The following is a 23,356-nucleotide window of genomic DNA, read 5'->3' as shown; positions in this document are numbered from 1 at the left end:
TCCCCAGGGGAGTCCGGCCCGGCGTGTGAGTACCCGGCGCCCTTACTTCTTGCGGGCGGTGGTCTTCTTGGCGGTGGTCTTGCGCGCCGTGGACTTCTTCGCCGGCGCCTTCTTGGCCGTGGCCTTCTTCGTGGCGGGGGCCGTCTTCGCGGTGGTCTTCTTCGCCGCGGTGGTCTTGGAGGTGGCCGCCGTCTTCTTGGCGGGCGCCTTCTTCGCCGTGGTCTTCTTCGCGGCGGCCGTCTTGGAGGTGGCAGCCGTCTTCTTGGCGGCCGTCTTGCGCGCCGTGGTGGTCTTCGCCGCTCCCGCCGTCTTCTTAGCCGCGGCCTTCTTGCCCGCGGACTTGGCGATGGTGGGGGGCGGGCCGGAGAGGCTGCCCTTGGGGGCCTTCTTGACGGCGATGTCACCCTTGGGGAGCTTCTTCGAGCCGCTGACCAGGTCCTTGAAGCCCTGGCCCGCGCGGAAGCGCGGCACGGAGGTCTTCTTGACCCGAACCCGCTCGCCCGTCTGGGGGTTACGGGCGTAGCGGGCCGGACGGTCGACCTTCTCGAAGGAACCGAAGCCGGTGACCGAGACCCGGTCACCCGCGACCACCGCGCGGACGATGGCGTCCAGTACATGGTCGACAGCATCGGCGGCCTGCTGGCGGCCGCCCATCTTGTCGGCAATCGCTTCTACGAGCTGCGCCTTGTTCACGTCTTCCCCTTCGGAGACATCGCCAGAACGAAAGTGTTCAAGCTTTTTCGCACGTTAGGCAGATATATACCGCAAATCAAACACGAAACGGGCTTATCACCCTTGTGCCGCAACGAACTCGACGGTGCCGTACGGTTCAGCGTTCCTCGACGGGGAGACGTCCCTCGTCGAGATCCGCGGTGAACCGCTCCAGCCGCCTTGCCGCGTCGGCGAGATCGTGCTTGGCCGCGGCCGTAATGACCAGCAGCTTCCGGGTCAGCGCCATCCGTACGCCCTCCGGGACTTGCAGTGCGCGCACCCTTGCATGCGCTTCTTTGAGTTGGTCCGCGACCGCCGCATAGAGCTCGAGTTGGCCGTCGTGTTCCATGCACAGATTGTGCCATCTGGGGCGAGTTGTCGCCTGCGCAGGGCACAACTGCGGCCCTGGACGGTCTTCCAGGCACCTGTGGAAGTCACGGCTGTGACTCCCGCCTACCCCGGCAACCACCTGCATAACGTGGGAAGTTGCCCTCGCTCCGGGGGGCGGGCAGGGCCGTTCGGGTGCAGAAACGCCCGTACCCCCGATCGGGCTGATCGGGGGTACGGGCGGGGTGTTGCGGTGGCCGAAAGTCGCCTTGCTCGGGGCGCCGGGGCCGTGCTGTGGATCAGACCGGCAGGGTCCGGGGCTTGAACGACGGGCGCTTCGCCTCGTAGGCGGCGATGTCCCCCTCGTTCTGGAGGGTGATCGAGATGTCGTCGAGGCCGTTCAGCAGCCGCCAGCGGGAGTTCTCGTCCAGCTCGAAGGAGGCGGTGACGCCCCCGGCGCGCACCTCGCGGCGCTCCAGGTCGACCGTGATCTCGACCTGCGGGTCCTGTTCGGTGAGCTCCCACAGCGCGTCCACGGTCTGCTGGTCCAGCACCACCGTGAGCAGGCCGTTCTTCAGCGAGTTGCCGCGGAAGATGTCGGCGAAGCGGGAGGAGATCACGGCCTTGAAGCCGTAGTTCTGCAGCGCCCAGACGGCGTGCTCACGCGAGGATCCGGTGCCGAAATCGGGCCCGGCGACCAGGACGGTCGCGCCCTGCCGCTCGGGGCGGTTGAGGACGAACTCGGGGTCCTTGCGCCAGGCCTCGAACAGTCCGTCCTCGAAGCCGTCCCGCGTCACCTTCTTGAGCCAGTGGGCGGGGATGATCTGGTCGGTGTCGACGTTGCTGCGGCGCAGCGGGACGGCCCGGCCGGTGTGGGTGGTGAATGCTTCCATGACTGATCAGACTCCAGCGGGCGTGGGAACGTCGGCGTCGGACAGGTCGGCCGGGGAGGCCAGGTGGCCCAGCACGGCGGTCGCCGCCGCCACCTGCGGTGACACCAGGTGCGTACGGCCGCCCTTGCCCTGCCGTCCCTCGAAGTTGCGGTTGGAGGTGGACGCGGAGCGCTCACCGGGGGCGAGCTGGTCCGGGTTCATGCCCAGGCACATCGAGCAGCCCGCGTGCCGCCATTCGGCGCCGGCCTCCTTGAAGACGACGTCCAGACCCTCGGAGACGGCCTGCAGACCGACCCGCGCCGAGCCCGGGACGACCAGCATCCGTACCCCGTCGGCGACTTTGCGGCCCTGGAGCAGCTCGGCGGCCGCGCGCAGGTCCTCGATGCGGCCGTTGGTGCAGGAGCCTACGAAGACGGTGTCGACCTTGATGGAGCGCAGCGGCTGCCCGGCCTCCAACCCCATGTACTCCAGGGCCTTTTCGGCGGCGTGGCGCTCCGATGCGTCTTCGTACGAAGCGGGATCGGGGACGGACGCCGAAAGCGGTGCGCCCTGCCCGGGGTTGGTGCCCCAGGTGACGAACGGGGACAGCTCGGCCGCGTCGATGACGACCTCGGCGTCGAACTCGGCGTCCTCGTCCGTCCTCAGCGTCTTCCAGTAGGCGACGGCCGCGTCCCAGTCCTCGCCCTCGGGGGCGTGCGGACGGCCCTGGAGGTAGGCGAACGTGGTCTCGTCCGGGGCGATCATGCCCGCGCGGGCGCCGGCCTCGATCGACATGTTGCAGATGGTCATGCGGGCCTCCATCGAGAGCTTCTCGATGGCCTCGCCGCGGTACTCCAGGACGTAGCCCTGGCCGCCGCCCGTGCCGATCCTCGCGATAATCGCCAGGATCAGGTCCTTGGCGGTGACGCCCTCGGGCAGTTCGCCGTCGACCGTGATCGCCATGGTCTTGGGGCGGGTCATCGGCAGCGTCTGGGTGGCCAGCACGTGCTCGACCTGCGAGGTGCCGATGCCGAACGCCAGCGCGCCGAAGGCGCCGTGGGTCGAGGTGTGGGAGTCGCCGCAGACGACGGTGGTGCCCGGCTGGGTCAGGCCCAGCTGCGGGCCCACGACGTGCACCACGCCCTGCTCGACGTCGCCCAGCGGGTGCAGGCGCACCCCGAACTCGGCGGCGTTCTTGCGCAGCGTCTCCAGCTGCACCCGGGAGACCGGGTCGGCGATCGGCTTGTCGATGTCGAGGGTGGGGGTGTTGTGGTCCTCGGTGGCGATGGTGAGGTCGAGGCGGCGCACGGTGCGGCCGCTCTTGCGGAGGCCGTCGAAGGCCTGCGGGCTGGTCACCTCGTGCAGCAGGTGCAGATCGATGAAGAGAAGGTCGGGCTCGCCCTCCGCGCGCCGGACGACGTGGTCGTCCCAGACTTTCTCCGCGAGTGTCCTACCCATCGCTGTTCCCTCCGGCCGGCGACGGTCCGCCGACCCAACTAGAGATCTTGAGGAGGCGGCGCCCGTTCCCCTGGTTCCGGGCGCGCACCGCCAGGCCCTTACGTCACGGGCCCGTTGTGACTTCGTGATTCCAGGGTGGCGGGTTCGGGAGAAAATTGAACTTGCGTTTCACAGAGTGAGACGGGAGTATCGTTGCATGGACAACAGTAGCGGCGTCGGCGTTCTGGACAAGGCGGCCCTCGTCCTGAGCGCTCTGGAGTCCGGTCCGGCCACCCTCGCGGGTCTGGTCGGCGCCACCGGACTGGCACGACCCACGGCCCACCGCCTGGCCGTGGCGCTGGAGCACCACCGTATGGTGGCGCGGGACATGCAGGGCCGTTTCATTCTCGGCCCTCGGCTGGCCGAGCTGGCCGCGGCAGCGGGTGAGGACCGTCTCCTCGCCACGGCGGGCCCGGTGCTCACGCATCTGCGGGACGTCACGGGCGAGAGCGCGCAGCTCTACCGCCGCCAGGGCGACATGCGCATCTGCGTCGCCGCGGCGGAGCGGCTGTCCGGACTGCGGGACACCGTCCCGGTCGGTTCGACGCTCACGATGAAGGCCGGCTCCTCGGCGCAGATCCTGATGGCCTGGGAGGAGCCGGAGCGGCTGCACCGCGGCCTGCAGGGCGCCCGCTTCACCGCGACGGCCCTGTCGGGCGTTCGGCGGCGCGGCTGGGCCCAGTCGATCGGCGAGCGGGAGCCGGGCGTCGCGTCCGTGTCCGCGCCGGTGCGGGGGCCGTCGAACCGGGTGGTGGCCGCCGTGTCCGTGTCGGGCCCCATCGAGCGTCTCACTCGGCACCCCGGCCGGATGCACGCACAGGCTGTGATCGACGCCGCCGGGCGCCTCTCCGAGGCGTTGCGGCGTACCGGCTGAGCGCACGGAGCGTATCGGGGAAGGTCGGCCTCAACGCCGCGGCAGACCTTTCCCGACCACGCGCCGGGGCACGCACGGCTGATCGTCGCTTGCGGGGCGGTAGTGATCGTCGCCGGCGGGCCGGTGGTGGCTGCTCGCCCAGTTCCCCGCGCTCCCGGAAGCCAAGAAGGCCCTCCACCGAAGTGGAGGGCCTTCTCTGTTGTACCCCCGACCGGATTCGAACCGGCGCTACCGCCTTGAGAGGGCGGCGTGCTAGGCCGCTACACAACGGGGGCCTGGACACTGCGTTTCCGCAGGCCCGAGCTGGTCTACCTGGACTCGAACCAAGACTAACTGAACCAGAATCAGTCGTGCTGCCAATTACACCATAGACCAATGTGGTTTAGACCAGTCAGTACCCCCGACCGGATTCGAACCGGCGCTACCGCCTTGAGAGGGCGGCGTGCTAGGCCGCTACACAACGGGGGCCCTAGCAGTCCCGGGATGATCGTCGATCTGCCGATCTCCGGAACCAGTACCCCCGACCGGATTCGAACCGGCGCTACTGCCTTGAGAGGGCAGCGTGCTAGGCCGCTACACAACGGGGGCTTTGCAGATGAGCTCTGCGAGCTGGCCTACCTGGACTCGAACCAAGACTAACTGAACCAGAATCAGTCGTGCTGCCAATTACACCATAGGCCACTGGAACGCAAGCCCCTGGGGGGTTCGTGTTCTAGCTGTGCGCCCTGGGGTTCCGGCCTTCCGGCCCGCTCCCCGCGGCGCAGGAAGAACATTACCCGAAGGTGGACGGGGCTCCAAAACGAGTATCGGCGCCCAGCACGGAGGGCAGTTCGGCCAGGGACGCGATGCGGTGCGGCCCGGCGGGCGGGTCGATCGTGGCGTACCGGCCGCCGCGGTCGATCCACACCGACAGCAGTCCGGCGTCGGCGGCACCGCGGCCGTCGATCTCCGGGTGGTCGCCGACGTAGGCGACCTCGTGCGGCGGCAGGGCCAGGGCCTCGCAGGCGGCGAGGAACGCTCCGGCGTCCGGCTTGGAGACGCCCAGCTCGGCGGCGCACAGGATGCTCTCGAAGCGGTCGTGGACGCCGAGGGCGCGCAGTTTGCGGTCCTGGACGTGGAGGCTGGAGTTGGAGAGCACCGCGTGCCGGTGGGTGGCGGCGAGGGCGTCGAGGACGGGCAGGACGTCCGGGAAGAGGGACCAGGCGGCCTCGTAGTGGGTGAGGTAGCGCCGGAACCAGGCGTCGGCCTGCTCGTCGGTCAGCTCACGGTCCAGGAACACCCGCACGCGGTCGCGGCGCTGGTCCTCGAAGCCGGCCTCGCCGGCGGCGAAGCGGGCCCACTGCCGGTCGGTGATGTCCCGCCACTGGGCGAGAGCCTGCTCGGCCGTGCCGTAGTCGTCGAGCAGGCCCTCGGCCAGGAGGTGGGCGCGCATGCCGATGCGGTCGGCGCTGGTGTAGTCGAAGAGGGTGTCGTCGACGTCCCAGACCACGGCGCGGATGCTCATGCTCCGACCGTACCCGCCCCGGTGCGCCCTCAGCCCAGGGTCATCGTGCCGGTGAGGACGAGGTCCGGGCCCTGCCCGTCGCGGGGCTGCGCGGTGAGCCTCCAGGTGTGGGTGCCGCTGCGGGCCGTGCCACCGGTGTCGGTGGTGCCGTCCCAGGCGGGGCGTACGGCGGCCGCGGTGGACGCGCCGGTGAGCGTGCGGACGGCCTTGCCGGAGGCGTCGGTGAGGGTGAGCGTCCAGGTGGAGGGCTTGTTGAGCTGCCACACGGGGGCCCACGGGAACGCCTTGCCGATCACGGACGGCGAGTACACCTGGGCTTCCATCTGCGCCAGGGGCGAGGTGGGCACGCCGCTCGGGAAGAGCGACACCTCGCCGTGCGCGTCGTCGAGGCGGGCGACGGGGCCGCCGAAGCGGTCGACGGCCCAGCGGCCGTTGCTGCCGCCGGTGTTCCGGTCGGTGGCCGGGAGCTCGGCGAGGGTGCGGGTGGTGGCGGTGCCGGTGTGGAAGTCGGTGAGCAGCAGCTCGTGGGTGGTGCGGTTCTCGCGGAGCAGGAAGCCGTCGGCGAGGCGGGCCGGGCCCAGGTCGGCCGGGACCGTGATCCTGCGGTTCGTGGCACGGTCGAGGACGCCGGCGGTGCCGCCGCAGGTCCAGTAGAGCCAGGTGTTGACGGCCTGGAGGTCGGTCGGGGTGCAGGGGGCGCCGGTGGTGACGGTGGTGGACGTGCCGGTCTTGAGGTTGCGGCCGGTGGCCGTGCCCGGGGCGGCGCCCGGGGTCCACAGGGTCTGTCCCCAGATCGCGGCGGCGGTGCGGTCGCGGGTGAGGACGGTCGTGCCGGTCGCGGCACCGCGCGGGAAGTCGACGACCCGCTGCTTGCCGGAGCCGCCGTTGTACAGCACGTAACGGCCGGTGCTGCCGGCGATGCGGCCGCCGGTGTCGCCGTCCGTGGGGGCGGTGAGCAGGGTGGTGCTGTCCAGGCCCGCGTTCAGCACGGATCCCGCGCCGTTCGTGCCGCTGTGCAGCTGGCCGACCCGGCCGTCGCCCAGGGCTTCCAGCTGGGGGCAGGCGGCGTCGCCGCCGAGGCAGGTGGGGGCGGTCAGAGCGGGGCTGCGCGGGGTCTGGGGGCCGGTGGGGCGGCCGGTGGCGTCGAGCTGGAAGCCGTTGTGCCGCAGCGAGGCCCCCGGAGTCGCGCCGTACAGGAGCAACTCGCCGCCGGCGAGGGCCAGTCCCTGGACGGCGGTCGCGGCGGCGGGGACCCGGGCCACCTCGGTGGTGGTGAGGCCGCCGTCACCGTCGAGGCCGATGCGGTGGATGTTCCAGTCGAGGCTGGAGGGACCGGCGGTGGCGAGGGCGCCGCCGTCCAGGGTCGGGCCGATCCCGCCGAACGACGAGGTCAGGACGGTGCTCGTGGCGCCGGTGGTGAGGGATCGGGCGGTCAGTGCCGGGTCGGTGCCGCCCGCCAGGAACATCGGGTTGCCGAGCAGGAGGCGATCTCCCACGACCGCCTGCAACCGCGCGTCGGCCCTGGCGAGGGCGGTGGGTTCGGTGCCGGGCTCGGAGTCCACCCGGATCGCCTTCCAGTCGGCGACCAGCCAGCGGTCGTTGAAGGCGATCTCCGGGGCGGCGTCGGCGGCGGTGACGTAGGTGCGGAAGGTGCCGTCGGCCAGGTCGACCAGACCCACGGAGGTCGTGCCGTCCAGGACGTAGACGACGGCCAGGTGGGCCACCGAGCCGCCGGTGCGGTAGAGGACGGGGCGGGCGCCCGCGGGGAAGCCGGTGACCGGGGTGTCCGCGGTGCCGGTGCCGTCGGCGCGCAGGACGTGCAGGGCCGCGGTCGAGTCCAGGGTCAGCACGCTCCAGCCGGCGGCGGCCCGGTAGGCCTGGCCGGAGGGAAGCGCGACGGTGGCGCTCACCCCGGTGGAGCGGTGCTGCTGCACCACCGTCCGGTCGTCGAGCGTGTTGATGACGTCGGTGCCGCTCGCCAGGTCGTCGGGGCCGGCGTGGGCCGGCGGGACCGTGCCGGGGAGGTCGACCGTGGTGACCGCGGTGGTCCCGGGCCGGTACCGGAAGCCGGACGCCCCCGCCCACGGGTAGTCGACGGTCACCCGCTTCTCGGTGACGAGCCGTACGGTGCCGACCGGGTCGCCCGCCGCCGGAGCGGCTCCTGCGGACGCGGCCGGGACGAGGCAGGCCAGTGCCAGCAGCCCGCCGGCGGCCCCGCGGACGAGTCTTCGCGAACGGCTCAAGTTCCTCTCCCCCTGCACCAGGGCGCACACGCGATTCGTGCGCACGGGGGCATCCAACGTCCCTCCGGCAGACGGGAGTTCGCCGGAACGGTGAACTCCGGGTGGCGGCCGGGCGGACACGGCGAGGGCGGCGCCCGGAGTGGGCGCCGCCCTCGTGGGGTCGTGCTCGGGTGCTACGCGGCCAGCCTGGCCAGCGCCGCGTCGATCCGGGCCAGGGTGGTCTCCTTGCCCAGGATCTCCAGGGACTCGAAGAGCGGGAGGCCGACCGTGCGGCCGGTGACGGCGACGCGGACGGGCGCCTGGGCCTTGCCGAGCTTGAGGCCGTGGGCCTCACCGGCGGCCAGGACGGCCTCCTTGAGCGACTCGGCGGAGGTCCAGTCGGCGGCTTCCAGCTTCTCGCGGGCCGTGCGCAGCAGGGCGTCCGAGCCCTCCTTCATGGCCTTGGCCCAGCTGGCCTCGTCCTCCACCGGCTCCGGCAGGAACAGGAAGTCGACGTTGTCGGTGATCTCCGAGAGCACCTTCAGCCGGGTCTGCGCGTGCGGCGCGACGGCCTGCCACTTCGCCTCGTCGAAGGCCTCCGGGGCCCAGGGGGCGAACGGCGCCTGGAGCCACGGGCGGCAGCGCTCGGTGAAGTCCTTCACGTCCAGCATGCGGATGTGGTCGCCGTTGATCGCCTCGCACTTCTTGAGGTCGAAGCGCGCCGGGTTGGGGTTCACGTCGGAGATCTCGAACGCGGCGACCATCTCCTCGATCGAGAAGACGTCCTGGTCGGCGGAGAGGGACCAGCCGAGCAGCGAGAGGTAGTTGAGCAGGCCCTCGGGGAGGAAGCCGCGCTCCCGGTAGAGGTTGAGGGAGGACTGCGGGTCGCGCTTGGAGAGCTTCTTGTTGCCCTCGCCCATCACGTACGGCAGGTGGCCGAAGGACGGGATCTCCTTGGCGACGCCCAGCTCGATCAGCGCCTTGTACAGGGCGATCTGGCGGGGGGTGGAGGAGAGCAGGTCCTCGCCGCGCAGGACGTGGGTGATCTCCATCAGGGCGTCGTCGACCGGGTTGACCAGGGTGTACAGCGGGGCGCCGTTGGCGCGGACGATGCCGTAGTCCGGGACGTTCTCGGCGGTGAAGGTCAGTTCGCCGCGCACCAGGTCGGTGAAGGTGATCGTCTCGTCGGGCATCCGGAAGCGGACGATCGGCTCGCGGCCCTGCGCCGTGTACTCCTCGACCTGGGCGTCGGTCAGCTCGCGGCAGTGGCCGTCGTAGCCGGAGGGCCTGCCGGCGGCGCGGGCTGCCTCGCGGCGGGTGTCCAGCTCCTCCTGGGAGCAGTAGCAGCGGTAGGCGTGGCCGGCGTCGAGCAGCTTCTGCGCGACCTCCTTGTAGAGGTCCATCCGCTGGGACTGCCGGTAGGGCGCGTGCGGGCCGCCGACCTCGGGGCCCTCGTCCCAGTCGAAGCCGAGCCAGCGCATCGAGTCGAGCAGCTGGTTGTACGACTCCTCGGAGTCGCGGGCGGCGTCGGTGTCCTCGATGCGGAAGACCAGCGTGCCCTGGTGGTGCTTGGCGAACGCCCAGTTGAACAGGGCGGTGCGCACCAGGCCCACGTGGGGGTTGCCGGTGGGCGAGGGGCAGAAACGGACACGGACTGCTGGGGCGGATGCGCTAGCCACGCTTGACAACCTTGTTGGTGAGAGTGCCGATGCCTTCGATGGTGACGGCGACCTCGTCGCCGACGGTGAGGGGGCCGACCCCAGCCGGGGTGCCCGTGAGGATCACGTCGCCGGGGAGCAGCGTCATGGCCTCGGAGATGTTGACGATCAGGTCCTCGACCGAGTGGATCATCTCGCTGGTGCGGCCGAGCTGGCGCTGCTGTCCGTTGACCGTGAGCTGGATGGTCAGGTCGGAGGGGTCGAGGTCGGTCTCCACCCAGGGGCCGAGCGGGCAGGAGGTGTCGAAGCCCTTGGCCCGGGCCCACTGCTTCTCGCGCTTCTGGACGTCGCGGGCGGTGATGTCGTTGGCGCAGGTGTAGCCGAAGACCACGTCCTTGACGCGCTCGCGCGGGACCTCGCGGCACATCCGGCCGATGACCACGGCCAGCTCGGCCTCGTGGTGCACCTCGGACGAGAAGGAGGGGTACTGGATCTCGTCGCCGGGGCCGACCACCGAGGTGGACGGCTTGAAGAAGGCGAAGGGCGCCTCGGGGACCTCGTTGCCCAGTTCGCGCGCGTGCTCCGCGTAGTTGCGGCCGAAGGCCACGACCTTGTTGGGCAGCACCGGCGGCAGCAGCCTCACCTTGCCGACCGGCACCTTCGTGCCGGACAGCTCGTAGTCCGCGAACGGGATGCCCTTGATGATGTCCAGGACGAGTTCGTCCTGCTTCTCGCCCTCAATGGCGCCGAAGGCGACGTTCCCGTCGATGGAGAATCTGGCGATGCGCACGGGATGCTTGGCCCCTTGACTGAAGCGGCTGGAGTCTGACGCTCCAGGCTAACGCGGGGAGGGCGCCGGGCCCCGCGCACACCGGCGGGACGCCGCACGTGCACAAGGGGCGCTCCCCGTCATGGGGGCGCCCCTTCGCGATCCGTGTGCCGCCGCCGTGAGCATCCGGCGGCCGGCGCGCGTACTTCCTGGTGTCACTCGGCGGCCGCGCCGGCCGCCACCGGGATCTCCATGAGGACGGTGCGCCTGGGATTGGCGGTCTGGGTCGGGAGTTCGACGGGGTGCTCCGGCTGCTCCGGCGTCTGCAGTTCGTCGGCACCCGCGAGGTGCGCCAGCGTCGTGCGCCGCGGGTTGGCGATCTTGTGGAACATCGTCGTCGTCTTCACTGTTTACTTGACCCTGTCCTGTGACGGGCGCCGGGAGGGCGCGTGAGAGCCCCCACGCGGGCGCGGGTTGTCGGTTTTGCCATGTCTGTAAAGCGTCAGGCTAAACACCTGATTCCCGGCTCAACCGTCGGGCGTTCATCTTTGCCGTGTGAGTTTGCTCACCAGCGAGGGGGCGAATCGGTCAATCCGGACGGCCACCGCGGGACGACGAAGCGGACATTGCACCCCTGAAGCCATCATTCCGCTCCTGATCATGGCGACTGGGACACCTGCGGCGGCTCGGCGACTCGCGGGCATACGCCCGATATGGACGAACTCCCTTTCTACGTCCGGTGATCCGGCCCTCACGTGGTGTCACCTAGGTCACGGCTCGGCTTACGGGCCTTGTTGGAGATCCTGTGCTGTGCTGGAATCTCACGGACCGCCGCAGGATCGAGCCGGCGCACAGGGGGCGCACCGACGCGCCGTGCGGCGGGTGAGAAGGGGGAGCCAGCGCCGGTCACCCACGACCATCACGGGGGCGTAATTCAGGGCGTCCCCAGAACGCCGACACCGTGCTCCGCCGCTCACACGACGGGGTGCCTGGTCCAGAGGTTGCGACGCTAGTGCAGGGACGTTTCAAGAGGGATGGCAACGCTTCGGCGGAGCCGGAGCCGCACGGCGGGACTGGCCCCATGAATGGCGGCCCCTCGCCCCAGCACGCCCAGAACCCGGGCCCTTCGGGCAACGGCGGTGAGCGTCCCGGTGCGCCGGCTCCTTCGGGGGCCACGGGCCAGGCCGCGGCGCTGAAGCCGCCGACGGGCCCCACCGGCCCCGGTCCGCGAATAGCCCTGCGCAACTGGCGCATCTCCACGCGACTGGTGTCGCTGCTCGCGCTGCCGGTGGTCGCGGCCACCTCGCTCGGCGCGCTGCGCATCAACCAGTCGATGGACGACATCCAGCAGCTCGACAACATGAAGCTGCTGACGGACATCACCAAGCAGGCCACCGAGCTGTCCGCCGCCCTCCAGGACGAGCGCGACCAGTCGGCCGGCCCGCTCGCGCACGGCGGCAAGGCCACCGACTTCACGGTCAAGGGCCTGCGCGAGAAGACGGACCGGGCGAAGAAGAACTTCCTCGACAGCTCCGAGGAGATCGACAGCGCCAGCAAGGACGGCAACCTCGCCGGCGTCCGCGAGTACCTCGTCCAGCTGGCCAGCGAGCTCGGCAATCTGGAGCAGATCCGCAAGGGCGCCTACGAGACCAAGGGCAACTCCACCCAGACGGTCGAGGCCTACCACCGTCTGATCGAGAGCCTGATCGACCTCTCCCAGGACATGGCCGAGGCGACCAGCAACCCGGACATGATCCAGCGCACGCGTGCGCTCGCGTCGTTCTCCGCGGCCAAGGAGTACTCCTCCATCCAGCGCGCGGCCCTCGCGGCGGCGCTGCCCGCGAACGACACCACGACCGGCAAGCTCTCACCGAACGACCGGCTGTACGCGCAGTCGGCCTCGGAGAGCCAGAAGTCCGAGATCCGCAGCTTCAAGAGCATCTACGGCGAGGAGGCCGCCGCAGAACTGCTGAAGCCGATCGAGGACGGCGGCAACAGCACGATCAAGGCCACCGACACCTACGCGGACCGCGTGCTGATCTCCGCGAGCGGTCTGGCCCAGCAGGACAAGCGGTCCTACCGCGACTGGCTGGACGACAGCTCCACCAAGATCCTGCAGATGACGAAGATCGAGCACACGCTGCTCGAGGAGATGGAGCAGAAGGCCCGCGAGCTGCGCAGCGCCACCGAGCGCGACGCGATCATCTCCGGTGCCCTGATCCTGCTCGTGCTCGGTGTGTCGCTGGTCGGCGCCTTCGTCGTGGCCCGCTCCATGATCCGCTCGCTGCGGCGCCTGGAGGACACCGCCACCAAGGTCGCCTCCGACCGCCTGCCCGAGCTGGTCAAGCAGCTGTCCGAGTCCGACCCGCAGGACGTCGACACGTCCGTGGAGTCGGTCGGCGTGCACTCCCGGGACGAGATCGGCCGGGTGGCCGCGGCCTTCGACGACGTGCACCGCGAGGCGGTCCGCCTCGCCGCCGAGCAGGCCCTGCTGCGGGGCAACGTCAACGCGATGTTCACCAACCTCTCGCGCCGCTCCCAGGGTCTGATCCAGCGCCAGCTGTCGCTGATCTCCGAGCTGGAGTCCCGCGAGGCCGACCCGGACCAGCTGTCGTCGCTGTTCAAGCTCGACCACCTCGCCACCCGCATGCGCCGTAACGGTGAGAACCTCCTCGTCCTCGCGGGTGAGGAGCCCGGCCGCCGCTGGACCCGCCCGGTCCCGCTGGTCGACGTGCTCCGCGCCGCCGCGTCCGAGGTGGAGCAATACGAGCGCATCGAGCTGGCCTCCGTGCCGACCACCGAGGTGGCCGGCCGCGTGGTCAACGACCTCGTGCACCTGCTCGCCGAGCTGCTGGAGAACGCGACATCGTTCTCCTCCCCGCAGACGAAGGTGAAGGTCACCGGTCACGCCCTGCCCGACGGCCGGGTGCTGATCGAGATCCACGACACCGGCATCGGCCTCTCGCCCGAGGACCTCGCGGCGATCAACGAGCGCCTCGCCTCTCCCCCGACGGTGGACGTGTCCGTCTCCCGCCGCATGGGTCTGTTCGTGGTCGGCCGGCTGTCCCAGCGGCACGGCATCCGCATCCAGCTCCGCCCGTCCGACTCCGGTGGTACGACCGCGCTGGTCATGCTGCCCGTCGACGTCGCCCAGGGTGGCAAGAAGCCCCAGCCCAAGCAGGGCGGTCAGCCGCCCGCCGGCGGTGGCGGTCCGGCCGCCGCGCAGGCGGCGGCGGGCGCGGCCGCGGCCCGGCGGGCCGTCCCGCCCGGCCAGGGTGCCGGCGCCCCCGGTATCGCGGGTGCCTTCGGCGGTGGCCGGCCGGCGGTCGGCCAGGGCTCGCGCGCCGCGCTGCCCGGGCGGGACGGCGACGCCGGCCGCCCGGCCGGTCCGGGTGCACCGCGCGGGCCGCAGGGTCAGGGCAACTCCATGTTCGAGCAGGGCCGTCCGAACCAGGCCCCGGCCGGTGCCGGGTTCGGTCAGGCCCCGGGCGCCCCGCAGGGCCTTCAGGCCGCGGGCACCGAGAAGCCGCAGGGCCAGGACGCCTTCGGCGGTGGCCGCGGCCGGCCGCAGCAGGGCGGCGACGCCCAGCAGGGCAAGGGCCGCGGACGTGGCCGCAGGCCGCAACTGCCGCCGCGCGGCGGTGGCGCGCGTGCCGAGCTTCCCGGCGGTGACGCGCAGCAGCCGCGCCAGCCCAGCTGGAGCGACGAGAACGCCCAGCCGCCGGTGCCCCGCGCCTCGCTGGACGCCCCGCGCGGTCACGAGGACGCGGACGGCCCCCGTACGGCCGCGCTGCCGCGGATCGACGACCGGCAGGGCCCGGCCGCCACGGCGGAGATCCCGGCCGTGCCGCGCGACGCCGGCCGGCAGAACGCCGGCGGGCCCGCCGACTACACCGCCCCCCAGCAGCAGGACCCGTACGCCCACGACGCGAACGCCCAGCAGGGGCCGGGCCAGTTCGTCCGCCCGGACGTCTACGGCACCCAGCAGGGCCGCCGCGACGCGTCGCCCGCGCCGGGCCAGTACCAGGTCCCGCAGCAGTCGTACGACCACGGCAACGGCTCGACGGGCCAGTACCCGGCACCGCAGGCCCCGCAGCCCTACGGCAACGGCTCGACCGGGCAGTACCCGGCGCCGCGCCAGGACAACGGCTCCACCGGTCAGTACCCGGTGCCCCACCAGGGCAACGGCGCCGGCCGGCCGACCCTCCCGGGTCCGGCCACCCCGGCCGACCCGGCGGGCACGGGCCAGTTCGAGCGTCCGCAGGCCGACGGCGGCCGGAACGGGGCCGACTTCGGCGCCCCGCGCCCGCCCGCCCCGCAGGCCCGGCCCGTCCGGCAGGAGCCCGAGGCCCTGCCGCCGGCGACCGGCCCGGGCGACGGCCGTACGCCGCTGTACGACACGCTGGAGACCAACTGGTTCCACGGGCAGCAGGAGCAGCAGCAGAACAACGGCTCCGCTCCGGCCGCCCCCCAAGCGCCGCAGCAACCCACCGGTCCGCAGCGGTCCGCCTCCGCAGGCTGGCGCACCTCGCCCAACGACGACCTCGTCCGCCAGGCCGAGCGCGTCCGCCAGCCCGCCGCCGGCGGTATCACCACCTCCGGCCTGCCGCGCCGGGTCCCCCGGGCCAACCTCGTCCCGGGCACGGCGCAGCAGCAGTCCCACCAGAGCGGTCCGCAGGTCTCGCGCGCGCCCGATGACGTGCGCGGCCGGCTGACCAATCTCCGTCGGGGAATCGCACAGGGTCGTCAGGCCGGGTCCACCCAGACCGGCAGCCACCCACGGCCCACTCACCAGCAGGAGCGTTAGTTGAGTCCGATGAGCCAGGCGGCACAGAACCTCAACTGGTTGATCACCAACTTCGTGGACAACACCCCCGGGGTGTCCCACACCGTCGTCGTGTCCGCCGACGGCCTCCTCCTGGCGATGTCGGAGGGCTTCCCGCGCGACCGCGCGGACCAGCTCGCGGCCGTCGCCTCGGGTCTGACGTCCCTCACGGCGGGCGCCTCCCGGATCTTCGAGGGCGGCGAGGTGGCCCAGACGGTCGTGGAGATGGAGCGGGGATTCCTCTTCCTCATGTCCGTCTCCGACGGCTCGTCGCTGGCCGTCCTCGCGCACCCCGAGTGCGACATCGGCCTCGTCGGCTACGAGATGGCGCTCCTGGTCGACCGCGCGGGCGCGGTCCTCACCCCGGACCTGCGAGCCGAGCTCCAAGGCAGTCTGCTCCACTGATCGGCCCCGGCACCACCCGTCTCACCACATCACCGTCCGGCCGCCACATCCCCCACACAGGCCTCTACAGACGGCTCGACCGACCGACTTGCTGTCCCGCCCGGAGGACTCATGACCCCGCCCACCGCCTCTCATGATCCGTACGCGGAGCCGTACGAGGACGAGGGCGACCAGCCACTGGTAAGGCCGTACGCCATGACCGGTGGCCGGACGCGGCCGCGCTACCAGCTGGCCATCGAGGCACTGATCAGCACGACGGCGGACCCCGCCGCGCTCATGGGGCTGCTTCCCGAGCACCAGCGCATCTGCCACCTCTGCCGTGAGGTGAAGTCGGTCGCCGAGGTCTCGGCCCTGCTCAACATGCCGCTGGGCGTGGCCCGGATCCTGGTCGCGGACCTCGCCGAGGCCGGCCTCGTCGCGATCCACCAGCCGGGCGGCGACGAGACCACCGGCGCACCGGACGTGACACTGCTCGAAAGGGTGCTCAGTGGACTTCGCAAGCTCTGACACGGGTCGTTCCACCACCTCCGCGAAGATCGTGGTGGCGGGCGGCTTCGGCGTGGGCAAGACCACGTTCGTCGGCGCCGTCTCGGAGATCAACCCGCTGCGCACCGAGGCCGTCATGACGTCCGCGTCCGCGGGCATCGACGACCTGACCCACACGGGGGACAAGACCACCACCACGGTGGCCATGGACTTCGGCCGTATCACCCTGGACCAGGACCTGATCCTGTACCTGTTCGGTACGCCGGGCCAGGACCGCTTCTGGTTCATGTGGGACGACCTGGTGCGCGGCGCCATCGGCGCCGTGGTCCTGGTGGACACCCGGCGGCTGGCGGACTGCTTCCCGGCCGTGGACTACTTCGAGAACAGCGGCCTGCCGTTCGTCATCGCGCTCAACGGCTTCGACGGCCAGCAGCCGTACACGCCGGACGAGGTCCGCGAGGCGCTCCAGATCGGCCCCGACACCCCGATCATCACGACGGACGCCCGGCATCGGGCCGATGCGAAGAGTGCCCTGATCACGCTGGTCGAGCACGCTTTGATGGCACGACTGCGGTAGCACCCAAATCAAAAGGGACATACGGCAGTTGTCGTAGATGCGCCGGAGCCGGCTGTGTCCTTTGACACGGTCGGCCAAGGTGTTCATAACGTTTCGGCAGAGGAATCGGGTGGTACCGCCACTCGACGCGCACACCCGGTCTCACTGCGCGCACAACCGCCCCGCCTTTTGGCGGGGCTCGCTCTTTATGACCGTTTTATCTGGGCCTTACATCGCGGGGATTCGCCCCCTCGGACTGTTTGGAAGAGCGCAGGTCGTCGTGCTGGAATGCCTGAACTGCCCAATAGTCAATGACGTACTCGTCCGTAGATGGTGCGTGGGGCTCTGAGAAACTGCGGCACAACGTTGGTGCCGACCGCCGAGAGGTTGTTGGTCGAGTGAGGCGAAGCAAGAACAGTCCCGAGCCGTCGGCCCGGGGCAACTTCACCCCGCCGCCGCGGACAGCGGCGCCCGCCCCCGTGCAGGGTTCGGAGCCGACGGCCGCCCCCGCCCAGAGCGGAGGCCGCCTCTCCCCGCGCAACTGGCGCGTGGCGACCCGGCTGAACGCGATCCTGCTCATCCCGGTGGTGGTCGGCCTCGTCATGGGCGGCTTCCAGGTGAAGAGCTCGATCGACACCTGGCAGGAGGCCGAGGACGCGGAGAGCACCGCACGTCTGGTGCGGGCCTCCCTGCTGTACGCCAACGCCCTCTACAACGAGCGCGACATCACCGCCGCCCCGCTGCTCCAGGGCAAGGGCAAGGACGACAAGACCGTCGTCGAGGCCCGCAGGCTCACCGACAAGGCGGCCGACGAGTTCGACGCCGCGGCGCAGGACATGCCGTCCAAGCCCGGCCTGGTGCGCCGGCTGGACCTGTTCCACGACGTGGAGCCGAAGCTGGCCACCCTGCGCCAGGCCGCGTACACCTCCAAGCTCAAGGGCGTCCAGACGGAGGAGGGCTACGTCGAGATCGCCCACCCCCTCACCGAGTTCGCCAACGAGCTGGGCCTGGGCACCGGCAACATCACCAGCTACGGCCGGACCGTGTACGCCATGGAGCTGACCAAGGCGGCCCTGTCGCTGCAGCGCTCCATCGGCATGCACATCCTGATCAAGCCCGGCCCGGACGACGGCAACCTGGCCAGCCAGCGCATCGCCCTGTCCTCGTACGCCTACCTCGAGCGCATCGCCATCGGCGAGTACATCGGCGGCGGCACCGAGCAGGACGCGGCCAAGCTCAAGACGGCCGAGGCCGACATCAAGGCCGAGGGCGCCGCCATGGCCCGCGAGGCCAAGGCGCAGAACCCGGACTACGTCCCGCCGCCGTCCAGGCCCGAGACGATGGTCGCCGGCATCGCGATGCTGCCGAGCACGGACCCGAGCGCCCGCGCCGGGCTCGCCACGAAGGGCATCACCGCCGACAACTGGTGGGCGGTCAACACGCTCAAGTTCAACGCCTACGAGAAGATCGAGGCGGACATGGCCGACAAGGCCGTGAGCGAGGCCTCGGACATCGCCGCCGACGCCCAGCGCGACGCCTACATCACCGGTGCCGCCGTCGTCGTCGCCCTGCTCCTCGCCTTCATCCTGGCCGGTGCGGTCGCCCGCCAGATGAGCCGCTCGATGCGCCAGCTGCGCAACGCCGCCTTCGGCATCGCCGAGCAGCGCCTGCCGATGCTGGTCGACCAGCTCTCGCGCACCGACCCCGGCCGGGTCGACACCCGCGTCGCGCCCATCCCGATCGCCACCACCGACGAGATCGGCGAGGTCGCCCGCGCCTTCGACCAGGTCCACCGCGAGGCCGTCCGGCTCGCCGCCGAGCAGGCCCTGCTGCGGGGCAACATCAACGCGATCTTCACCAACCTCTCGCGCCGCAACCAGTCGCTGATCGAGGGCCAGCTGACCCTGATCACCGACCTGGAGAACAACGAGGCCGACCCGGACCAGCTGGAGAACCTCTTCCGCCTGGACCACCTGGCGACCCGTATGCGCCGCAACGGCGAGAACCTCCTCGTCCTCGCCGGCGAGGAGCCCGGCCGCCGCTGGGACCAGCCGGTGCCGCTGGTCGACGTGCTGCGCGCCGCCTCCTCCGAGGTGGAGCAGTACGAGCGCATCGAGCTGTCGGGCGTGCCCGAGGCGGAGATCCACGGCCGGGCCGTGACCGACCTCGTGCACCTGCTCGCCGAGCTGCTGGAGAACGCCACCACGTTCTCCTCCCCGCAGACCAAGGTCCGCGTCACCGCGACCCGGCTGCCCGACGGCCGCGTGATGATCGAGATCCACGACAAGGGCATCGGCCTGACCGCCGAGGACTTCGCGGACATCAACCACAAGCTGGCCAACCCGCCGACCGTGGACGCCGCGATCTCGCAGCGCATGGGCCTGTTCGTGGTCGGCCGGCTGTCCGACCGGCACGGCATCCGCGTCCAGCTGCGCCCCTCGGGCGAGCAGGCCGGCACGACCTCGCTCGTCATGCTGCCCGACGCGATCACCCACGGTGGTGGCGGCGAGAGCCACGTGGACCGCGACGAGTTCACCGTCTCGCAGATCATCCCGGAGCAGAACTTCGGCGGCGGCGAGAACTTCCACCAGCAGCCGATGCGCACGGCCGCGGAGCTCGGCTTCGACGACAGCCGCTACACGGACGTCCCCGACGACATACGCGAGCTGGACCCCGTCGGCCGCTCCCTGATGCGCGAGGAGCGCCGGGCGGCCCTGGAGGCCCAGTCGCACCAGCCGCCCGCCCTGCCCGGGCAGGGTGCGCAGGAGGGCGCCGGGACGTACTCCGACGAGTACACCGGGCAGCAGGGCTACGACACCGGCCAGGGCTACGAGACGGGTTCCCACGGCTACCCCGACCAGCAGCAGTCCGCGTACGACCGCCAGGCACCGTACGAGGAGCAGCAGCAGGCGGCCTACGAGGAGCAGCCGCAGGGGTCGTACGAGCAGCAGCAGGCGGGCTACGACGACCAGCAGCGGTCCGCGTACGACGACCAGTACTACGCGCCGGGCGGCGGACTGCCGCAGAACGACACCTTCCCGACGGGCGGCGGCTACCCGGAGTCCTCCTATGCGGAGCCGGCCCGGGAGGAGTCCCCGGCACAGGGCGCAGGTGGGTCCGAGAGCTTCCCGGCCTTCGAGCAGCGGCGTCACCAGGACGACTGGCCGCAGCAGGACGGTTACCGCAACGGCTACCCGAACCAGTACCCTGCTCAGGCCCCGGAAACGGAATCTGCGCAGGCCGCTGACGCGAGTGAGCGCGACCGCGTAGGCTTCGACCGTCCGGGACAGGCCCCCTCCGCCGCGCAGGCGCTGACCGACGCCGGGCTTCCCCGCCGCGGAGCCACCGCCGGCGGTGCGAACGGCACCGGCGGCGCACGGCACGTGAGCCAGGAGCAGCCGGCCTCCTCCCAGGAGAGCAACGGCGACGACGACTGGCGCTCGGCCAACGACGAGCGGTGGCAGCAGGCCTCGCAGCTCCGGAAGCCCAAGGCGGGCGGGGTCACCTCCTCCGGCCTGCCGCGGCGGGTGCCCAAGGCCAACCTGATCGAGGGCGCCGCCGAGAGCACCCCCCAGGGAGGCCCACAGGTCTCCCGCGCCCCGGAGGACGTCCGGGGCAGGCTGAGCAACCTGCGTCGGGGCGTCCAGCGCGGACGCAGCGCAGGCAGTGAAACGAACGGCCAGGGCTTCGGTCCTGACAGCACCTACAACCAGGAGCGTTAGTGTGAGCCCGATGAGCCAGGCGGCACAGAACCTGAACTGGTTGATCACCAACTTCGTGGACAACACCCCGGGGGTGTCCCACACGGTGGTGGTCTCCGCCGACGGACTCCTTCTGGCGATGTCCGAAGGCTTCCCCCGCGACCGCGCCGACCAGCTCGCGGCCGTCGCCTCCGGTCTGACGTCTCTGACGGCAGGCGCCTCCCGCATCTTCGAGGGCGGCAGTGTGAACCAGACGGTCGTGGAGATGGAGCGGGGATTCCTGTTCATCATGTCCATCTCCGACGGCTCGTCGCTCGCAGTGCTCGCACATCCCGAGGCGGACATCGGCCTCATCGGGTACGAGATGGCCCTGCTGGTCGACCGAGCCGGTACGGTCCTGACACCGGACCTTCGTGCGGAGCTCCAGGGGAGCCTGCTCAACTAACAGACGAACGGTGCGTTTTGGCGTCCCTTGGCCGTAAGGTCTTGGGACGCGGCTCCACAGCGTTGGATGCCGGGCACAGTCGGAGGAGGAGAAAGTGGCAACACCCCCAGGCGGTTCGTCGGGCAATTGGTCGTACGGCCCTGCCCAGGGTCAGGGCGACGGTGGTCAGAACCCGAACCGTTACAACTTCCCCTCCGCACCCAGCCACCGGCAGCCGTACGCGCCGCAGGGCCCCGGCCCGTCGCCGTACGACCAGCCGCACGCCCCGCGCATCCAGCCGGTGCAGCCGCAACGCCGCGCCCCCGAGCCGGCGCCCGCCGGCGCGTCGAACAACCCGCTGGTGCGTCCGTACGCCATGACCGGTGGCCGGACCCGCCCGCGTTACCAGCTCGCCATCGAGGCGCTGGTGCACACCACTGCGCAGCCGCACCAGATGCAGGGCCAGTTGCCCGAGCATCAGCGGATCTGCAACCTCTGCCGGGAGATCAAGTCGGTCGCCGAGATCTCGGCGCTCCTCACGATCCCTCTCGGCGTGGCCAGGATCCTCGTCGCCGACTTGGCGGAGGCGGGACTGGTCGCCATCCATCAGCCCGGCGGCGACGAGAACGCCGGCGGCCAGCCAGACGTGACACTGCTCGAAAGGGTGCTCAGTGGACTTCGCAAGCTCTAGCGGAGGGCCTTCCCGCTCCACCACCTCCGCGAAGATCGTGGTGGCTGGCGGCTTCGGCGTGGGCAAGACCACGTTCGTCGGCGCCGTCTCGGAGATCAACCCGCTGCGCACCGAGGCCGTCATGACGTCCGCGTCCGCGGGCATCGACGACCTGACCCACACCGGGGACAAGACCACCACCACGGTGGCCATGGACTTCGGCCGTATCACCCTGGACCAGGACCTGATCCTGTACCTGTTCGGTACGCCGGGCCAGGACCGCTTCTGGTTCATGTGGGACGACCTGGTGCGCGGCGCCATCGGCGCGATCGTGCTGGTCGACACGCGGAGGCTCGCCGACTGCTTCCCCGCCGTCGACTACTTCGAGAACAGCGGCCTGCCGTTCGTCATCGCGCTCAACGGCTTCGACGGCCAGCAGCCGTACACGCCGGACGAGGTCCGCGAGGCGCTCCAGATCGGCCCCGACACCCCGATCATCACGACGGACGCGCGGCACCGGGCCGATGCGAAGTCTGCGTTGATCACGCTGGTCGAGCACGCGCTGATGGCTCGCCTGCGCTGATCCAAGCTGTGGGACAGCCCCCGGCGGCCAGTGTGCTGCCGGGGGCTGCTGTGTGCCGGGTGCGGGTCGTGGAGGCTGGTCGCGCAGTTCCCCGCGCCCCCAAAAAAGCAGGCCCCTCTAACTAAAAGGGGCCTGCTTTCTGGTTCTGTGCTCAGCGCCAGCTGTGCGGGGCGCGGAAGCCGGGCTCGCGCTCCAGGCGGCGCCAGCCGGCCTTCACACGGCCGCGGTGGGCCGGGACCGGGTCCGTGGGGCGGGCGGCCGCACGGGCCAGGAGGATGGCCGTGATCGCGGCGACCTCCTCGGGCTCGGCGTGGCCCTTCTCGACGCGGATGTCAGGAGTGTCCATGGGTGTCAGTCTCCGTGGCTCAGATGTCCGCCGGGTTACTGCGGCGGGTTGCCGTGCTTGCGCGACGGCAGATCGGCGTGCTTGGTCTGGAGCATCGCGAGGGACCTGATCAGCACCTCGCGGGTTTCCGCGGGGTCGATGACGTCGTCGACCAGGCCGCGTTCGGCCGCGTAGTAGGGGTGCATCAGCTCGGACTTGTACTCCTTGACCATGCGGGCCCGCATGGCCTCGGGGTCCTCGGCCTCGGCGATCTGGCGCCGGAAGATGACGTTGGCCGCGCCCTCGGCGCCCATGACCGCGATCTCGTTCGTCGGCCAGGCGTAGGTGAGGTCGGCACCGATGGACTGGCTGTCCATGACGATGTACGCACCTCCGTAGGCCTTGCGCAGGATCAGGGAGATCCTCGGCACGGTCGCGTTGCAGTAGGCGTAGAGGAGCTTCGCGCCGTGGCGGATGATGCCACCGTGCTCCTGGTCGACGCCGGGCAGGAAGCCGGGGACGTCCAGAAGGGTGATGATCGGGATGTTGAAGGCGTCGCACATCTGCACGAAGCGGGCGGCCTTCTCGGATGCCTCGATGTCCAGGACGCCCGCCAGCGCCTGCGGCTGGTTGGCGACGATGCCGACGACCCGGCCGTCCATCCGGCCCAGGGCGCAGATGATGTTGCGTGCCCAGCGCTCGTGGACTTCGAGGTACTCGCCCTCGTCGACGATCTCCTCGATGACCTTGGTCATGTCGTAGGGCCGGTTGCCGTCCGCCGGGACGAGGTCCAGCAGGACGTCCGAGCGGCGGTCGACCGGGTCGGAGGACTCGGCGCGGGGCGGGTTCTCGCGGTTGTTCTGCGGGAGCAGGGAGAGGAGGTAGCGGACCTCGGCGATGCAGGTCTCTTCGTCGTCGTAGGCGAAGTGGCAGACGCCGGAGGTCTC

20 protein-coding genes and 5 tRNA genes are annotated in these 23,356 nt (G+C 70.9%); 9 read left to right on the top strand and 16 right to left on the bottom strand.

Annotated features, from left to right (window positions below; all coding sequences use genetic code 11):
* Window positions 1–42 precede the first annotated feature (42 nt).
* The 4 genes from ACZ6ZN_RS30960 to leuC form a co-directional block, all read right to left on the bottom strand.
* Complete coding sequence (locus tag ACZ6ZN_RS30960; protein ID WP_398106377.1) at window positions 43–693, bottom strand: HU family DNA-binding protein; 651 nt, start codon at window positions 691–693, stop codon at window positions 43–45.
* Between the two features lie 136 nt (window positions 694–829).
* Entirely contained in the window at window positions 830–1,060 is a 231-nt protein-coding gene (locus ACZ6ZN_RS30955) for an SCO5555 family protein (RefSeq protein ID WP_333933759.1), read from the bottom strand.
* A gap of 277 nt (window positions 1,061–1,337) precedes the next feature.
* Window positions 1,338–1,931 carry a 3-isopropylmalate dehydratase small subunit gene (gene leuD / locus ACZ6ZN_RS30950; RefSeq protein WP_451877112.1) on the bottom strand — a complete coding sequence of 198 codons (594 nt, stop codon included), beginning with the start codon at window positions 1,929–1,931 and terminating at the stop codon, window positions 1,338–1,340.
* 6 nt (window positions 1,932–1,937) lie between these two features.
* A complete protein-coding gene (leuC, locus tag ACZ6ZN_RS30945) occupies window positions 1,938–3,368 on the bottom strand; it encodes a 3-isopropylmalate dehydratase large subunit (protein ID WP_451877113.1) in 1,431 nt (476 codons plus the stop codon).
* A 196-nt stretch (window positions 3,369–3,564) separates the two neighbouring features.
* On the opposite strand from leuC, the gene ndgR reads away from it, so the two are divergent.
* Window positions 3,565–4,281 (top strand): IclR family transcriptional regulator NdgR, encoded by a 717-nt coding sequence (gene ndgR, locus ACZ6ZN_RS30940; protein ID WP_020270051.1) that lies wholly within the window; start codon window positions 3,565–3,567, stop codon window positions 4,279–4,281.
* 202 nt (window positions 4,282–4,483) lie between these two features.
* Here the strand turns inward: ndgR and ACZ6ZN_RS30935 are convergent.
* The 10 genes from ACZ6ZN_RS30935 to ACZ6ZN_RS30890 all read right to left on the bottom strand — a co-directional run bounded on the left by ACZ6ZN_RS30935 (window position 4,484) and on the right by ACZ6ZN_RS30890 (window position 10,841).
* A tRNA-Glu gene (locus ACZ6ZN_RS30935) sits at window positions 4,484–4,556 on the bottom strand.
* A 28-nt stretch (window positions 4,557–4,584) separates the two neighbouring features.
* A tRNA-Gln gene (locus ACZ6ZN_RS30930) sits at window positions 4,585–4,656 on the bottom strand.
* Between the two features lie 20 nt (window positions 4,657–4,676).
* Window positions 4,677–4,749 (bottom strand) — tRNA-Glu (locus tag ACZ6ZN_RS30925).
* Window positions 4,750–4,796: 47 nt separating this feature from the next.
* Window positions 4,797–4,869 (bottom strand) — tRNA-Glu (locus ACZ6ZN_RS30920).
* A 21-nt stretch (window positions 4,870–4,890) separates the two neighbouring features.
* Window positions 4,891–4,962, bottom strand: a tRNA-Gln gene (locus ACZ6ZN_RS30915).
* Window positions 4,963–5,053: 91 nt separating this feature from the next.
* Entirely contained in the window at window positions 5,054–5,785 is a 732-nt protein-coding gene (locus ACZ6ZN_RS30910) for an HAD family hydrolase (protein WP_451877114.1), read from the bottom strand.
* Between the two features lie 29 nt (window positions 5,786–5,814).
* Entirely contained in the window at window positions 5,815–8,028 is a 2,214-nt protein-coding gene (locus tag ACZ6ZN_RS30905; protein ID WP_469651395.1) for a FlgD immunoglobulin-like domain containing protein, read from the bottom strand.
* A gap of 173 nt (window positions 8,029–8,201) precedes the next feature.
* Window positions 8,202–9,686, bottom strand: a complete 1,485-nt coding sequence (gene gltX, locus ACZ6ZN_RS30900; protein ID WP_469651393.1) for a glutamate--tRNA ligase — start codon at window positions 9,684–9,686, stop codon at window positions 8,202–8,204.
* On the bottom strand, window positions 9,679–10,455 hold the full coding sequence (locus ACZ6ZN_RS30895; protein WP_398106384.1) for a fumarylacetoacetate hydrolase family protein: 777 nt from the start codon (window positions 10,453–10,455) through the stop codon (window positions 9,679–9,681). Before ACZ6ZN_RS30895 ends, gltX begins: the two co-directional genes overlap by 8 nt.
* Window positions 10,456–10,649: 194 nt before the next feature.
* Window positions 10,650–10,841 carry a hypothetical protein gene (locus ACZ6ZN_RS30890; protein WP_451877121.1) on the bottom strand — a complete coding sequence of 64 codons (192 nt, stop codon included), beginning with the start codon at window positions 10,839–10,841 and terminating at the stop codon, window positions 10,650–10,652.
* A gap of 605 nt (window positions 10,842–11,446) precedes the next feature.
* Here ACZ6ZN_RS30890 and ACZ6ZN_RS30885 point away from each other — a divergent pair.
* The 8 genes from ACZ6ZN_RS30885 to ACZ6ZN_RS30850 all read left to right on the top strand — a co-directional run bounded on the left by ACZ6ZN_RS30885 (window position 11,447) and on the right by ACZ6ZN_RS30850 (window position 22,084).
* On the top strand, window positions 11,447–15,241 hold the full coding sequence (locus tag ACZ6ZN_RS30885) for a sensor histidine kinase (protein ID WP_469651390.1): 3,795 nt from the start codon (window positions 11,447–11,449) through the stop codon (window positions 15,239–15,241).
* A gap of 9 nt (window positions 15,242–15,250) precedes the next feature.
* Window positions 15,251–15,664 carry a roadblock/LC7 domain-containing protein gene (locus tag ACZ6ZN_RS30880; protein WP_030851929.1) on the top strand — a complete coding sequence of 138 codons (414 nt, stop codon included), beginning with the start codon at window positions 15,251–15,253 and terminating at the stop codon, window positions 15,662–15,664.
* 111 nt (window positions 15,665–15,775) lie between these two features.
* The gene (locus ACZ6ZN_RS30875) at window positions 15,776–16,171 is read left to right on the top strand and encodes a DUF742 domain-containing protein (RefSeq protein WP_159535968.1); all 396 of its coding nucleotides are present in this window, start codon (window positions 15,776–15,778) and stop codon (window positions 16,169–16,171) included.
* Entirely contained in the window at window positions 16,152–16,727 is a 576-nt protein-coding gene (locus ACZ6ZN_RS30870; RefSeq protein WP_398106387.1) for a GTP-binding protein, read from the top strand. Before ACZ6ZN_RS30875 ends, ACZ6ZN_RS30870 begins: the two co-directional genes overlap by 20 nt.
* Before the next feature lie 377 nt (window positions 16,728–17,104).
* Window positions 17,105–20,428 carry a sensor histidine kinase gene (locus ACZ6ZN_RS30865; protein WP_469651386.1) on the top strand — a complete coding sequence of 1,108 codons (3,324 nt, stop codon included), beginning with the start codon at window positions 17,105–17,107 and terminating at the stop codon, window positions 20,426–20,428.
* A gap of 10 nt (window positions 20,429–20,438) precedes the next feature.
* Window positions 20,439–20,852, top strand: a complete 414-nt coding sequence (locus ACZ6ZN_RS30860) for a roadblock/LC7 domain-containing protein (protein WP_004983065.1) — start codon at window positions 20,439–20,441, stop codon at window positions 20,850–20,852.
* A gap of 94 nt (window positions 20,853–20,946) precedes the next feature.
* Window positions 20,947–21,522 carry a DUF742 domain-containing protein gene (locus tag ACZ6ZN_RS30855; RefSeq protein WP_369193553.1) on the top strand — a complete coding sequence of 192 codons (576 nt, stop codon included), beginning with the start codon at window positions 20,947–20,949 and terminating at the stop codon, window positions 21,520–21,522.
* Window positions 21,503–22,084 (top strand): GTP-binding protein, encoded by a 582-nt coding sequence (locus ACZ6ZN_RS30850; protein WP_014675207.1) that lies wholly within the window; start codon window positions 21,503–21,505, stop codon window positions 22,082–22,084. The genes ACZ6ZN_RS30855 and ACZ6ZN_RS30850 overlap by 20 nt, the downstream gene beginning before the upstream one ends.
* A gap of 151 nt (window positions 22,085–22,235) precedes the next feature.
* Here ACZ6ZN_RS30850 and ACZ6ZN_RS30845 read toward each other — a convergent pair whose 3' ends face one another.
* The gene (locus ACZ6ZN_RS30845) at window positions 22,236–22,430 is read right to left on the bottom strand and encodes an acyl-CoA carboxylase subunit epsilon (RefSeq protein WP_451880388.1); all 195 of its coding nucleotides are present in this window, start codon (window positions 22,428–22,430) and stop codon (window positions 22,236–22,238) included.
* Window positions 22,431–22,465: 35 nt separating this feature from the next.
* Window positions 22,466–23,356, bottom strand: an 891-nt coding sequence (locus tag ACZ6ZN_RS30840) for an acyl-CoA carboxylase subunit beta (RefSeq protein ID WP_469651382.1), incomplete at its 5' end; no start/stop codon positions are given.

The sequence above is a fragment of the Streptomyces sp. NPDC053665 genome (genome assembly GCF_055585285.1).
This window is presented reverse-complemented; position numbering and strand designations above follow the sequence as displayed.